At 74.1% G+C, this 13,903-nt stretch carries 10 protein-coding genes and 1 pseudogene; 5 read left to right on the top strand and 6 right to left on the bottom strand.

Features of this window, described 5'->3' with window-relative positions; translation table 11 throughout:
• Nucleotide 1: 1 nt before the first annotated feature.
• The 4 genes from ACIRQY_RS04755 to ACIRQY_RS04740 all read right to left on the bottom strand — a co-directional run bounded on the left by ACIRQY_RS04755 (nt 2) and on the right by ACIRQY_RS04740 (nt 5,976).
• The gene (locus ACIRQY_RS04755; RefSeq protein WP_403922489.1) at nt 2–2,293 is read right to left on the bottom strand and encodes a protein kinase; all 2,292 of its coding nucleotides are present in this window, start codon (nt 2,291–2,293) and stop codon (nt 2–4) included.
• Nucleotides 2,294–2,372: 79 nt separating this feature from the next.
• On the bottom strand, nt 2,373–4,781 hold the full coding sequence (locus ACIRQY_RS04750) for a PQQ-binding-like beta-propeller repeat protein (protein ID WP_403922488.1): 2,409 nt from the start codon (nt 4,779–4,781) through the stop codon (nt 2,373–2,375).
• 107 nt (nt 4,782–4,888) lie between these two features.
• Nucleotides 4,889–5,386, bottom strand: coding sequence for a transcription elongation factor GreA (gene greA / locus ACIRQY_RS04745; protein WP_351791362.1), 498 nt, complete (start codon nt 5,384–5,386; stop codon nt 4,889–4,891).
• 188 nt (nt 5,387–5,574) lie between these two features.
• On the bottom strand, nt 5,575–5,976 hold the full coding sequence (locus ACIRQY_RS04740; RefSeq protein WP_351791360.1) for a DUF4307 domain-containing protein: 402 nt from the start codon (nt 5,974–5,976) through the stop codon (nt 5,575–5,577).
• A 98-nt stretch (nt 5,977–6,074) separates the two neighbouring features.
• On the opposite strand from ACIRQY_RS04740, the gene mca reads away from it, so the two are divergent.
• The 4 genes from mca (at nt 6,075) to ACIRQY_RS04720 (ending at nt 10,242) form a co-directional block, all read left to right on the top strand.
• Entirely contained in the window at nt 6,075–6,956 is an 882-nt protein-coding gene (mca, locus tag ACIRQY_RS04735; protein WP_403922487.1) for a mycothiol conjugate amidase Mca, read from the top strand.
• The gene (locus ACIRQY_RS04730) at nt 6,949–7,185 is read left to right on the top strand and encodes a hypothetical protein (RefSeq protein WP_366439955.1); all 237 of its coding nucleotides are present in this window, start codon (nt 6,949–6,951) and stop codon (nt 7,183–7,185) included. The genes mca and ACIRQY_RS04730 overlap by 8 nt, the downstream gene beginning before the upstream one ends.
• An 877-nt stretch (nt 7,186–8,062) precedes the next feature.
• Nucleotides 8,063–8,695 (top strand): ATP-binding cassette domain-containing protein, encoded by a 633-nt coding sequence (locus ACIRQY_RS04725; protein WP_351791352.1) that lies wholly within the window; start codon nt 8,063–8,065, stop codon nt 8,693–8,695.
• Nucleotides 8,692–10,242, top strand: coding sequence for a hypothetical protein (locus tag ACIRQY_RS04720; protein WP_403922486.1), 1,551 nt, complete (start codon nt 8,692–8,694; stop codon nt 10,240–10,242). Before ACIRQY_RS04725 ends, ACIRQY_RS04720 begins: the two co-directional genes overlap by 4 nt.
• Nucleotides 10,243–10,838: 596 nt before the next feature.
• On the opposite strand, the pseudogene ACIRQY_RS04715 reads toward ACIRQY_RS04720, so the two are convergent.
• Nucleotides 10,839–11,117 (bottom strand): annotated as a pseudogene (locus ACIRQY_RS04715) (hypothetical protein); the annotation flags it as partial.
• Nucleotides 11,118–11,334: 217 nt separating this feature from the next.
• Here ACIRQY_RS04715 and ACIRQY_RS04710 point away from each other — a divergent pair.
• Complete coding sequence (locus ACIRQY_RS04710; protein WP_403922485.1) at nt 11,335–13,353, top strand: thioredoxin domain-containing protein; 2,019 nt, start codon at nt 11,335–11,337, stop codon at nt 13,351–13,353.
• Nucleotides 13,354–13,436: 83 nt separating this feature from the next.
• On the opposite strand, the gene ACIRQY_RS04705 is transcribed toward ACIRQY_RS04710, so the two are convergent.
• Nucleotides 13,437–13,844, bottom strand: a complete 408-nt coding sequence (locus tag ACIRQY_RS04705) for a rodlin (protein WP_366439959.1) — start codon at nt 13,842–13,844, stop codon at nt 13,437–13,439.
• Nucleotides 13,845–13,903: the final 59 nt, after the last annotated feature.

The following is a 13,903-nucleotide window of genomic DNA, read 5'->3' as shown; positions in this document are numbered from 1 at the left end:
CTCAGGGCAGATACCCGGAGACGACGAGCCCCCCGGGAAAGGCGAGGAACGCGGCCCCGCCCGTGGCCACCAGCTGCGCCGAGAACTCCTGCGACGGGACACCGTCCGGGAGATCCGGCTCGTAGCTCTCGAAGTCGCTCTCCCCGTCCGGTCCGGCGGCCGGGTACGAGGTCACCGTCTGGCTGCTCACCGTGAGCAGCCGGTCGCCCGCGAAGTACGCCCGGTCCGCCCCGCTGTCCACCCGCCACCGCTCCCGGCCCGTCACGACGTCGTACGTGACGAGCCGGCGCCGCCCGTCGAACACGGCCACCAGACCGTCCGCGTTCACGGCGGGCGGCGCCGAACCGTCCGTCGTCAGCGTCCGCCGGAACGCCAGCGTCCCGGAGTCCAGCACGGAGAGCGAACGGTCCCCGGTGCCCGTGCACAGCACACTGCCGCTCCGCTCGTGCAGCGCGACCGTGCCGCACGCCCGCGCGGCCCGCGCCACCTCCCGGCCCGTCCCGGCGTCCAGGGCGACGGCCCGCTCCGAGCCCAGCGGTACGAGGACCCGGCCCCCGCCCGCCACCAGCTGCTCCGGCACCCCCTCGACCGGAGCCCGCCACAGCACCGCGCGGTCCTTGAGCCGCACGGCCGTCACGAGCCCCCCGCCGTTCTCCCTCGTGTCGAAGTACGCCGAGTACAGGACGCCGTCCACCAGGTCCGTGCTCTTCACGGCCCAGCCGCCGTCCGGCACCGGGATCCGGCCCCGCGCCCGGCCGTCCGCGAGCCCGTACGCGGCGATGCCGTCCTCGTCCGTCAGATACACGGCGTCACCGGCCACCGCCGGGTACATCGGACCGACCGGCGAGGTGTCCCGGCGCCCCGGCACCGTCCACAGCGGCTCGCCGTCGGAGGCCCGCAGCCCCACCGCCGAACCCCCCGAGCCCGCACACACGAGGACCGCCGGGGCGACCGCGCACGCGCCGACCGGCCATGGCGTCCGCGCCGTCCACGGCGACCACTCGGCCGGGCGCCGCGCCCGGTCCGCCGCCCCCGCGCCGAAGTCCAGGGTGCGGCCGGGCGCCCCGTACGGCAGGACGACCTGGCTCAGCGCCCGGGGGGCCGCGCTCCCCGTCCCGGACGCCGACGCGCTCGGCGTCGCGGACCCGCCCGCCCCCGGCCCGGCGCTCCCGTCACCGGTCCCGCCGGTCCTGTCCAGCAGCACCGCACCGGCCGTCACGAGGACCGCGACCGCCACCGCACCCGCCACGAGCGCCCCCCACGGCCGCCGCCGCGCCACCGGGACCGCCGGGGCCACCGGCGGCCGTCCGGTCATGGCCGTGGGGGAGTACGGCACCACCGGCGCGATCGTCGGCAGGTCCGCCACGCCCGCGCCGGACGCCGCCGCCTCCCCGGCCCGCCGCGCCGCCTCCCCGTACTCGGCGAGGAGCGACAGCACCCCGCCCGGCCACGGGAACGCCTCGGGAACCACCCCGCCGAGCAGCCCCACCAGCTCCGCCGCCGGGGGCCGCTCCGCCGGATCGAGCCGCAGACACCGCTCCACCAGCGGGCGCACCTCGTCCGGCACCCCGTCCAGATCCGCCTCGGCCCGGACGATCCGGTAGACCACGGCCGCCATCTCGTCGTCGTGGAACGGCCCCCGGCCGGTCGCCGCGAACGCCAGGACCGCGCCCAGACAGAACACGTCGGACGCGGGCACCACGGCCCGGCTGCCCACCAGGTGCTCCGGCGACATGAAACCGGGCGAGCCCACCACCAGACCCGTCGAGGTCAGCGCCGTCGCCTCGAAGGCCTGCGCGATGCCGAAGTCGATCAGCCGGGGCCCGGCCGCGCCCAGCAGCACGTTCGCCGGTTTCAGGTCCCGGTGCAGCACCTTCGCCCCGTGCACGCCCGCCAGGGCCCCGGCGAGCGCGGCGCCCAGCGCCCGTACCGCCGCGACGGGCAGCGGACCCGAGCGGGCGACGGCCTCCGCGAGCGAGGGACCCGGCACGTACTCCGTGGCCAGCCACGGCGAGGCCGCCTCCGCGTCGGCGTCCACCAGCCGCGCCACCCCCGGCCCGTCCACCGTCCGCGCCGCCGCGATCTCCCGCCGGAACCGGGTCCTGAAGTCCCCGTCCACCTCCAGGTCGGGCCGTACGGTCTTCACCGCGACCATCCGGTGCGGATCGGCCGTCGGCGCGTCCGCCCGGCAGGCGAGGTGCACCTCGCCCATGCCTCCCGCGCCGAGCCGGGCCAGCAGCCGGTAGGGGCCGACGAGCGTCGGGGGCCGCCCGGAGGGCAGGGCTTCCAGCACCGCAGAGGTCCTTTCACGAACGGTTCGAGCGGTTCCACGGAAGGCCGGGCCTCTCCGGGGGTTCCGCGCGGGCCACGGCCTATTCGGGGAGTTCCACGGAGGCCACGGCCCCCTTGTCGTAGAAGAGGTACGCGATCCCGCCGACCGGCAGCACCTCCGGCGCCCTCACCCGCTTCTCGATCGCGTAGCCCCAGGACAGGTCGAAGTCCTCCTCCTCGACCCGGGGCCCCGGCGCGCCCGGCACCGCGACACTGCTCGCCGCGCCCGGCTTCCCGTCGGCACCGAGCCGCACGGTGTACAGGGAGGAGAAGTCGGCGTACACGACCCGGTCACCGGCGACCAGCGGCGCCGACCAGGCCTGCGCGAGCCCCTTCGGCGCGCCCTTCGCCGGATAGGAGGCGAGGACCTTCCCATTGGCCGGGTCGAGGATCTTCAGGCCCCCGTCGAAGCCGATGACGGCGCCGGTGCCGATCGCCGTCGGGGTCAGCGCGGAGACCGGGGCGGGCAGGGTCCCCTTCGGGGCCAGGGTCCGCGCGTCGAGCAGGTGCACCCGGTTCTTCGGGTCGCGGCCGTAGGCGTCGTCGGCGCAGTAGCCGGTCGGGCCGAGGACCTTGAGCTCACGGCAGGTCCGCGCCGCCGCCTCCACCTGCCCGAGCAGGGTGCCCTTCTTCCCGTCGTACGCGACGAGCCCGCCCTGGCTGTGGGCGTAGACGACGCCCCTGGCGTACGCCACCGGCTCGAAGGAGCGCTGCAGGGCGCTGGGGAGCTGGGCGTTGGTCAGCGCCTTCGACCACAGCTCCCGCCCGTCGGCCAGGGCGAAGGCCCGCAGGGCGATCCGGTCCGACTGGCCCGTGACCTGATCGGTCGCCGCGTAGACGACGCCGTCGCCGACGAGCGGGCGCCCGTCCCAGAGGAGTTGGTGGCCGATGGCGGGCTTGCGCCAGCGGATCGCGCCCGTCCGTGCCTCGCGGACCTGGAGCTCGGACCCGCTGACGAGGGCCACGGCGGAGTCGTGGACGGTGGGGCGGCTGCTGTCGCCGCCGACGAAGTCGTGGCCGGTCGGGCTGATGTAGGTGCGGTCCGGGGTGTCCTCGGCCCGGTCCACCGACCACAGCCGCTTCCCGTCCTTCGGGTCCAGGGCCTCGAACCGTCCGTCCGTCGTCCTGCACACCAGCACTTTCTCCCCGGCGGAGCAGCCGAGCGCCGGAGCGGCCAGCTCTCCCCGCCAGGGCCGCCAGCCGGCCGGCCGCTGCGCCGTGTTCTGCGGGACGACCCCGGAGGCGTCGGCGAGGCCCCGGTCGTCGACGCCGGGGACGCGGGGCGCGGCGGGCGGGGCGGCCTTCGCGGGCGGGCCGGGCTTCTTCGCGGGAGTGTTCCCGGGCCAGAGCAGGTACGCGCCGACGCCCCCGGCGACGACCGCGAGGGCCAGGGCGGCGGCGAGCGCCCGCCTCCGGCGGCGGCGCGGGGGAGCGGCGGGCGGGGCAGGTGGGAGCGGCGGGAGCACCGGCGCCTGGGTCGCCATGGAGTGCGGTCCCGGCGCCGCCGGGGTCGCGGCCGGGCCGTGCGGGTCCGCGGGCGGGGCCGCCAGGAGCGGTCCGCCCGAGGCCACCAGCTGGGCCAGCTCCCGCCCGTATTCGCCGATGTGCTCCCGTACGGCCTCCGGCCAGGGGAAGCGTCCGGGCGTGCCGCCGAGGAGTTCCGCGAGCGCCCCGGGTGTGGGGCGGGCCGCCGGGTCGGCCGCCAGGCAGGCGGCGACGGTCCCGCGCAGGGCGTCCGGGACCCGGTCCAGGTCGGCCTCGGCCTGGGAGACCCGGTAGAGGACGGCGGCCAGTGGTCCGTCGCCGAAGGGGTCCTCGCCGGTCGCCGCGTAGCAGAGGAGCGAGCCGAGGCAGAAGACGTCGGATGCGGCGGTCACCCGCCGGGCGCCCGCCACGTGCTCGGGGGACATGAAGGAGGGGGTGCCGACCATGACACCGGTGGCGGTCATGGTGGTGGCGGCGCTGCTGCGGGCGATGCCGAAGTCGATGAGGCGGGGGCCGTCGACGGAGAGCATCACGTTGCCGGGCTTGAGGTCGCGGTGCAGGACCCCGGCCCGGTGCAGGTCGGCGAGGGCGTGCGCGAGACCGGCGCCGAGCGCGCGGACGGCGTCGACGGGGAGGGCGCCGCCGCGCCGTACGGCCTGGGAGAGGCTGGGCCCGGGGACGTACGCGGTGGCCAGCCAGGGCACCTCGGCGTCGGCGTCACCGCCGACGGGCGCGGCCGCGTGGGCGCTGTCCACGAGCGAGGCGACCCGTATCTCGCGGCGGAAGCGGTCCCGGAAGGCGGGGTCACCGGCGACGTCCCGCAGGACCGTCTTCACGGCGACGAAGGTGCCGTCCTCGGCGCCCCGGCCGAGGAAGACCTCGCCCATGCCTCCGGCGCCGAGCCGGGCGAGCACCTCGTACGGTCCGATCTGCCGTGGCGCGTCCGCGCGCAGCGGTCCCAGCACGTCGCCCTCCCCCTCAAGACGCGATGTAGGCCGCATCATCGCACGGGCGTACGACACGAAGGGCCGGCCCCCGCACGGGGGCCGGCCCTTCGCCGGACGGGGGTGCCTCAGCCGGAGTGCGGCTTCGCGCTGAGGATCCTCACCGTGGCCTTCTTGCCGTTCGGCAGCTCGTACTGGGCGTCGTCACCGGCCTTCTTGCCGTTGACCCCGACGCCGAGCGGCGACTGCGGAGAGTAGGTCTCGATGTCACCGCTCGCGTACTCGCGGGAGGCGAGCAGGAAGGTCATGGTGTCGTTCTCGTCGCCGTCGAAGGCGATCGTGACGACCATGCCGGGCTCGACGATGCCGTCGTCCGCCGGGGACTCGCCGACCTTGGCGTGCTGGAGCAGCTGGGTGAGCTGGCGGACCCGGAGCTCCTGCTTGCCCTGCTCCTCCTTGGCCGCGTGGTACCCGCCGTTCTCGCGCAGGTCGCCCTCTTCGCGCGCGGCGGCGATCTTCGCGGCGATCTCGGTACGCGCGGGACCAGACAGGTACTCAAGCTCGTCCTTGAGCTTGTTGTACGCCTCCTGGGTGAGCCAGGTGACGTTGTCGCTGGTCTGGGTCACAGGTGCTCCTCGTAGGTACTGGGAATACAAAGCATCGCCCTACTCCGGGAAGCGGTGCTCCCGGGTGGGCGAAACCACGAGCCTAACAATGAGTGGCGGAAAGCGGGAGGACATAAACCATCGGGATGGAGTCTCCCCAGGTCACCGTGGTGACTCGCCAGGACTCGACACCCGGTCCCTACCCACCGCTACCGGGACGTACACCCGATCAGCTCGGCGTTCGTCGCCTGGCTGGTGGTGCGGAGCGAGAAGACCTCGTCCACCCGCGCCGCCGGATCGTCGATCCTGACGTCCTTGCGGGCCACCTCGGCACCGTCCTCGGCGCGGGAGCGCAGGGTGCAGACGCCCTTGACGCCCTCGTCCTTGCGGATCTCCAGGTGCACCTGCACCTCGGTGGAGCTGACCACGTCGAATTTGATCATCTCGGCGCTGATCTTGCTGTCGATGACGTAGTACCAGCCGAACCAGCCCATCAGGGCGAGGAAGAGGACGCCGAGGACCGCGCCTGTGATCTTGAGCTTGCGGTCCGCCGCCTCGTCCGCCGAACGCCCGTAGCGCCCCTCGGGCAGCTGCTCTCGCACCGCGGTCATGGCCGTTCCTCTCGAAGCCGGGGGTGCCGGAATTTTCCCTCCCCCGATTCCGTCACTATAGAGACCACGCTCCGCGTCGAATCACTGAGGATCGAGTCTTGACTGAGCAGCTGCGGCTGATGGCCGTTCACGCCCACCCCGACGACGAGTCGAGCAAGGGCGCGGCCACGATGGCCAAGTACGTGTCCGAGGGGGTGGACGTCATGGTGGTGACGTGCACGGGCGGCGAGCGCGGCTCGGTCCTCAACCCCAGCCTCCAGGGCGACCCCTACATCGAGGAGAACATCCACGAGGTCCGCCGCAAGGAGATGGACGAGGCCCGCGAGATCCTGGGCGTCTCCCAGGAATGGCTGGGCTTCGTCGACTCCGGTCTCCCCGAGGGCGACCCGCTGCCCCCGCTCCCCGTGGGCTGCTTCGCCCTGGAGGACGTCGACAAGGCGGCCGGCGAGCTGGTCCGCAAGATCCGCTCGTTCCGTCCGCAGGTCGTCACGACCTACGACGAGAACGGCGGGTACCCGCACCCCGACCACATCATGACCCACAAGATCACGATGGTGGCCTTCGACGGCGCGACCGACGCGGAGAAGTACCCGGAGAGCGAGTTCGGCCCGGTCTGGCAGCCCCTGAAGCTCTACTACAACCAGGGCTTCAACCGTCCCCGCACCACCGCCCTGCACGAGGCGCTGCTCTCCCGCGGCCTGGAGTCCCCGTACGGCGAGTGGCTGGAGCGCTGGTCGGAGTTCGAGCGCAAGGAGCGGACGCTGACCACCTTCGTCCCCTGCTCCGAGTTCTTCGAGGTCCGCGACAAGGCGCTCCTCGCCCACCGCACCCAGATCGACCCCGACGGCGGCTGGTTCCGCGTCCCGATGGAGCTCCAGAAGGAGGTCTGGCCCACGGAGGAGTACGAGCTCAGCAAGGCGCTGGTGCCGACCTCCCTCCCCGAGGAAGATCTCTTCGCGGGCGTCCGGGACAATGCCTAGCATGAGCGCACATCTGGCACTGACCCAGCTCGTCCCCTTCGCCGCCGAAGAGCTGGACAAGAACAAGGTGACCCCCGGCGTCCTGGGCTTCGTCGTCTTCGCCGTCCTGGCCGGTTCCGTCTGGCTGCTGATGAAGTCGATGAACCGCCACATGGGCCGGGTCTCCTTCGAGGAGGCCCCGGACCCGTCGGCCGCCCCGGACACCCCGGCCGCCACCCCGGGCAAGTAACCCGCCGCCACCCGGAGGCGCGGCCCCGCACATCCCCCGCCGCGAGGTCCCCGGACCTCGCGGCGGAACGCGTGCCCCGGGCCGGTGCGGACCTGGACCACGCGGGGCGTCGAGACGGCCCCGCGCGGGACCTCGGCCGCGCCCGGGTCTCGGCCGTCCCGGGACCCCGGCCGCTGCCGTGCCGCTCCCGCCGGCACGCGGTGCGTCAGGCCGACGACGGAAGACGGAAGCTCCGGCCGAAAACGTTGAAATCCGGCCGAATCCGGCCGAATCCGGTGGAATCCGGTGGAATTTCGGTGAAAGGGGAGCGGCGGATGCGGAGTACGTCGCACACGAGAACCGCCCGGGAAGCAGCCGACGGAGCGTTCCCGCCCCTGACGACCGGACGGCCCACGATGATCGGACGGCCTCTGGCGACCGGACAGCCCCCGGCGGCGGCTGAGACCCCGTTCCTCCATGGGGAACGGGAGGCGGCCGGGCATCCAGGGGAGGGACCGGCCGGGCGGTGTCCGCCGGACGGCACCGCGCGCCGCGTCGGCCGCGCGCACGGCGGCCGACGCGCGCGACGGACCGGACGTGATCCCCACCTCGTACGACAGGCACGGCAGACACAACACGTACGACACGCATGGCGCGCACGGGGCGGACCGGACGACACGGGTCACGCGGTACCCCGTACCGACCGCCCAGGCCCTCGATCCACCCCACGGGCGGCCGACGCGCACGCAAGCGTCCGGATGACCGGCGCGCACGCGAGCGTCCGGACGACCGCCGGGGCCAGGCCCGGCCCACCGGGAGCCCCCGCGGCCGACGGATCGTACGGGGGAGAGCCCCGCGGCGCGTGCTCGCGCGAGGCGTTCGTCGTGCCGGGGCGGCCGTGAGCGACGTGCCCGCGCTCGCGGCGGAAGGCGCCGCGGTCGTCCTGGACGGGACGACACTCCTGGCGCCGACCACGTTCGCCGTCCCGCCCGGCGGCTTCCGCTGCCTCGTCGGAAGCAACGGCTCGGGGAAGACGACCCTGCTCCGGGCCTTCCTCGGGAGCCGCCGGCTGACCGAAGGCGCCGTGCTCGTGCGCGGCGAGGCCGTCGACCTGAGGGAGCCCCGGCACCGACGGCTGGTGGCGTCCCTCGTCGACCCGGTGCCCGTCGCCCGGGACATGACGGTACGGGAACAGGTGAGCCTGGTCGCCGCCTCCTGGTACGGCAACACCCCGACGGCCGCCGAGCGCTCCGAGGAGATCATCGGGCGGCTGGGCCTCACGGCCCTGGGCACGCGGTTTCCCGCCCAGCTCTCCTCGGGGCAGCTCCAGCTCTTCAGCCTCGCGCTGACCCTGGTCCGTCCCGCCGACGTCGTCCTGCTCGACGAGCCCGAGCGGCACCTCGACGCCGACCGGATCGCCCTCGTCGCCGCCCTGCTCGCCGAACGCGCGGGACAGGGCGCCTCGTTCCTGGTCGCCACCCACGAGACGGTCCTGATGGAGGCGGGCGACGGCGTCGTGGAGCTCGGATGACGACGGACACCGCGACCGCGACCGCGACCGGCCCCGAGGACCGCGTCCACGCCGTACGGCGCGGGTACGCCCGCCGAGGGGACCGCGCCACCCCGCGGGACCGGGCGTACACCGTCTACCTCGCAGCCATCCTCACCCTCGTGTACGTGGCACCGGTCGTCCACCTGATGCGGACGACCCGGGCGCTCGTCCCCCTGGAGACCGCCGCGACGGCGACGCCCGTCGGCTGCCTGGTCGCGGCGGCGGCGGTCTGGGGCGCCCAGCTCACCGGCCGCTTCTGGGGCCCGCTGGTGCTCAAGCCCTTCCTGCTGTACGTGTTCCGGTCCACGGACCTGTCCCCGGCCCACTACCTCGGGCCGATCGCCCGCCGCCGCCTCGCCTTCGCGGGACTCGGCACCCTGCTCACGGTGTCCACGGCGGCCTTCTTCCTGACCGATCTGTTCGACGACCCGGGCGGTGCGCTCCTCCCGCAGGGCGTGGCGGTCGCGGTGGGCATCGGCGCCGTCGCCCCCTCGGCCTGGCTGTGGGGCCAGATCCGGACCGTCCGCGCCAACGTTCTGCTCGCCGCCGCCGTGGCCGCCGCCGCGCTCGTCGTGGCGCTCCTCGGCCGGTCCGCCCTCCTGGGCGGGGGAGGACCGTGGCTCGTCGCCGGAGTTCTGGCGGTCGCGGCCGTTCCGCTCGGCCGGTCGGCCTTCCGGTCCGTCCGTACGGTCGACCTCGCCCGGCTCACCCGCGACGCGGCCCGCGCCGCCGAGGCCCAGACCTTCGCCTGGACCGGCACGCTTCACCACGCGCTCGACCTGTACCGCCCGGAGCCGCGCGGCTTCGCCTCGGCCCTCACCCGCCCGGACGGACGGCTGCGCGGCCACCTCGCCCGGGGAGCGGTCCGCGCGCTCCGCACCCCGGGCCGCGCGGTCGCGGCCGTCGCGTTCCTGTCGGCCGGGGGCGCGCTGCTCGCCGTCGGCACCGGGGAGCCGGACGCCAGGACGGCGACGGGCGCGTGGCTGCTCGGCGCGGTCGCCGTGTACTGGGGGTCCGGATGGGTCGGCGAGACCTGGCGCGGGCTGCGCGACGAGCTGACCCTGGCCCCGCTGCTCGGCGAGCGGTGGGGCGGGACGCTCGCCCGCACCCTGGCGTGGCCGGTCGTCGCGGTGACCGTCGCGGCGGGCCTCGCGGGCACGGTCACGGCCCTCGCCCGATGGCCCCTCCCGAGCGGGCGACCGGCCGACGCACTGCTGCTGGCCACGGGTTCGGTGGTCCTCGCGCTCGGCGCCAGGTTCCTCCGCGAGATGAAGTCCCACCTGCCCGTCGAGCTGCTGCTCCCCATCATCACGCCCCTGGGCGACCTCTCCGGCCTCCGGGTCTTCGTCTGGCAGTTCGACGGACTCTTCGTCGTCCTGGCCGGTGTCCTCCTGATGAACGGGACACAGTCGCCGCCCGCCGCCGCCCTCACCGCCCTGGGCGCCGCCGCCTGCTGCGTCTGGGCAGGCCTGCGCCGAACAGGAACCCCCCTCCGCTCCCTACCCAACCGCCTCCGCCCCACCTGACACCCCGACACGAACCCCCGAAGCCAGGGCAGGACGGCCCCACGCCGAACCGACCGTCCGACGAGCCCCCGTACCTCCTCCAACCCACCGAGGACCCGGCCGACCGACCCCGTCGAGAAGGCCCGAAACACCGAGAAGTCCCCGTGCGGCTCGGCATCGGCTGCTCCAGCGGCCGCTGGTACCGGTGAACTCGCAGCCCAGTAGTCGGCGGTGCTCACACTCCTCTGATGACGGCATCGGCAAGAGGGGCCGCAGCATCCGCGTAGCACGCTCGTGCGATGGATTCCCAGGTGACGGCTCCCCGCAGATTCCGGGGTCCGTTCAGCACCGGCAGTCGCGAGTACCCGTTGAGCCGCATCTTCCACGTGCCCGGTGACCAGATAGCCGCGCCGGGATGCTCCCCACCAGCCCAGCAGATCCCGGACGGTCAAGGTCGTCGGCGTGCCTGCGTCCGCCTGCTTCCGGGCGTCCTTCAACTGAGCGTGGCGGGCGGCGGAACCGTCCGCTGTGACACTGCCGGGAGGCGGTAGTTCCGCCGCCTCGTCCAGGAGTCTCTGCCTCAGAACGTCCAGCAGGGTGCCGTCCTCCAGCGCCCAGGCGGTCCACCCGTCGTAGGGCCCCAGCCCCGTGGCCGCAGCGGCTGCCGTGGAGGGGGACTTGAACCGCTGACCGTCGCTCAGTTCGATCCTGCCGTCTGCGGTCACCCGGGCGAGGTGCGCTTCCCCGGATCGCTTACGCCGGAAGGTGAGAGTGGTGTCCGCGGCCAGCAGCCCGGCATTGACGAGGTCGGAAACCAGTACCCGCCGTCCCTCGATCAGATACGAGGCCCGTCCCAGAGGCTCTTCCGTATCGCTGCCCAGTATGGAATCGGTCATCGGCGTATTCCCCCAGTTCGGTCCCGGCTTGAAACGATCCGATCGTCCCAGAGGCATCCTGCGGGGCGCTGTGGATTTCAGACTTCCCGTTCGCTGAGGCGTTCGGGGAGGAACTGGGACCTGTTGTCGGGCCATCGCGGCCTTTACGAATAGGCCAGGGGCGCGAAGGCACCCGGATCCCGCGTCGGGGACGGAGCGCTGTGAGAGGCTGGGGCGCATGAACCGGTTGGCTGGTGTGACTTCGCCTTATCTGCTTCAGCACGCTGACAACCCGGTCGACTGGTGGCCCTGGACGCCGGAGGCCTTCGAGGAGGCGCGGCGGCGGGACGTGCCCGTCCTGCTGTCGGTCGGTTACTCCGCGTGCCACTGGTGCCACGTCATGGCGCACGAGTCCTTCGAGGACGAGGCCACGGCCGCGCTCGTCAACGAGAACTTCGTCGCCGTCAAGGTGGACCGCGAGGAGCGTCCCGACGTCGACGCGGTCTACATGGAGGCCGTGCAGGCCGCCACCGGCCAGGGCGGCTGGCCGATGACCGTCTTCCTCACCCCCGACGCCGCCCCCTTCTACTTCGGCACCTACTTCCCGCCCGAGCCCCGGCACGGGATGCCCTCCTTCCCGCAGGTGCTCGAAGGCGTCCGGGACGCCTGGGCCGACCGGCGCGAGGAGGTCGGCGAGGTCGCCGACCGCATCGTGCGCGACCTCGCGAGCCGCTCCCTCGCCCACGGCGGCCAGGGCGTCCCCGGCGAGGAGGAACTCGCCCAGGCGCTCCTCGGCCTCACCCGCGAGTACGACGCGAAGCGGGGCGGCTTCGGCGGCGCCCCCAAGTTCCCGCCGTCGATGACCCTGGAGTTCCTGCTCCGCCACCACGCCCGCACCAGCTCCGAGGGCGCCCTCCAGATGGCCGCCGACACCTGCGAGGCGATGGCCCGCGGCGGTATCTACGACCAGCTCGGCGGCGGCTTCGCCCGCTACGCCGTGGACGACGCCTGGGTCGTCCCGCACTTCGAGAAGATGCTGTACGACAACGCCCTGCTCTGCCGGGTGTACGCCCACCTGTGGAAGGCCACCGGCAGCGACCTCGCCCGCCGGATCGCCCTGGAGACCGCCGACTTCATGGTCCGCGAACTGCGCACCCCCGAGGGGGGTTTCGCCTCCGCGCTCGACGCCGACAGCGACGACGGCACGGGCGAGCACGTCGAGGGCGCCTACTACGTGTGGACCCCGGAGCAGCTCGCCGAGGTCCTCGGCGAGCGGGACGCCGCCCTCGCCGCCGCCCACTACGGCGTCACCGAGGACGGCACCTTCGAACACGGCAGCTCCGTGCTCCAGCTCCCGCAGGACGCGGGCGTCGCCGACGCCGGGCGGACCGCCTCGATCGCCGCCCGGCTCCTCGCCGCCCGCGAGGAACGCGAGCGTCCCGGGCGCGACGACAAGATCGTCGCCGCCTGGAACGGCCTGGCCGTCGCCGCCCTCGCCGAGACCGGCGCCCTCTTCGACCGCCCCGACCTCGTCGAGCGCGCCACCGAGGCCGCCGACCTGCTGGTCCGCGTCCACATGGACGAGACCGCCCGCCTCACCCGTACGTCCAGGGACGGCCGGGCGGGCGGCAACGCGGGCGTCCTGGAGGACTACGCGGACGTCGCCGAGGGCTTCCTCGCCCTCGCCGCCGTCACCGGCGAAGGCACCTGGCTGGAGTTCGCGGGCTTCCTCCTGGACATCGTCCTCGACCGCTTCACCGGGGAGGGCGGCGCGCTCTACGACACCGCCCACGACGCCGAGGCCCTGATCCGCCGCCCGCAGGACCCCACGGACAACGCCACCCCGTCCGGCTGGACCGCCGCCGCCGGAGCGCTGCTCTCGTACGCCGCCCACACCGGGTCCGAGGCCCACCGCGCGGCGGCCGAGGGCGCCCTCGGGGTCGTCAAGGCCCTCGGCCCCCGGGCGCCCCGCTTCATCGGCTGGGGTCTGGCCGTCTCCGAAGCGCTCCTCGACGGGCCCCGGGAGATCGCCGTCGTCGGCGCTCCCGGCGACGAGGCCTTCCGTGAGCTGTGCCGTACGGCGCTCCGTGCGACCGCCCCCGGCGCCGTCCTCGCCTTCGGCACCCCCGGCAGCGAGGAGTTCCCGCTGCTCGCGGACCGCCCGCTGGTGGCCGGTGCGCCCGCCGCGTACGTGTGCCGTCACTTCACCTGTGACGCGCCGGTCACCGACCCCGCCGGGCTCCGCGCGAAGCTCTGAGCCCGGCCCGCCCCGGGAACGGGACGGCCCCGCCGCCCCTCCGGAGAGGGAAGGCGGGGCCGCGCCGCGCGGAGCGGCGTCGCTCAGCTGTTGCCGGCGCCGTTGCCCGAGAGGATCGGGATGTCGTCCAGGATGTGCGACAGCGGCTCGTCGCCCTTGGCCTGGGTGGAGTTCTCGGTGCACTGCTGGTTCTGCGGGGAGGACAGCACGTTGACGTCCTGCACGGCGATCGGGATGAGCCCGATGAGCGAACCGGCGTTGACCTTGGCCGGCAGGCCGATGCACGGCTTGTTCAGGGAGCCCTGGACGAGCGCGAACTGCGGGCTCATGTTGCCGTAGGTCGCGGAGTTGCCGAACTCCTGCTTCGCTCCGTTGCCGCTGAGCGAGGTGGTGCCGCCGTCGTCGGCGATGGCGAGCGCCTGACCGGCACCCGCCGCCGTCGCGCCGAGGACCGACGCGGCCACAGCAGCCGTAGCCAACAGCTTCTTCATGGTTCAGGCCTTTCGGATTGTGACCCGCTGAGTGGCGAGCCGCGCTGAACAACTGGCAG

It is taken from the genome of Streptomyces sp. NPDC101490, from assembly GCF_044767145.1.
Classification (GTDB): Bacteria; Actinomycetota; Actinomycetes; order Streptomycetales; family Streptomycetaceae; genus Streptomyces.
This window is presented reverse-complemented; position numbering and strand designations above follow the sequence as displayed.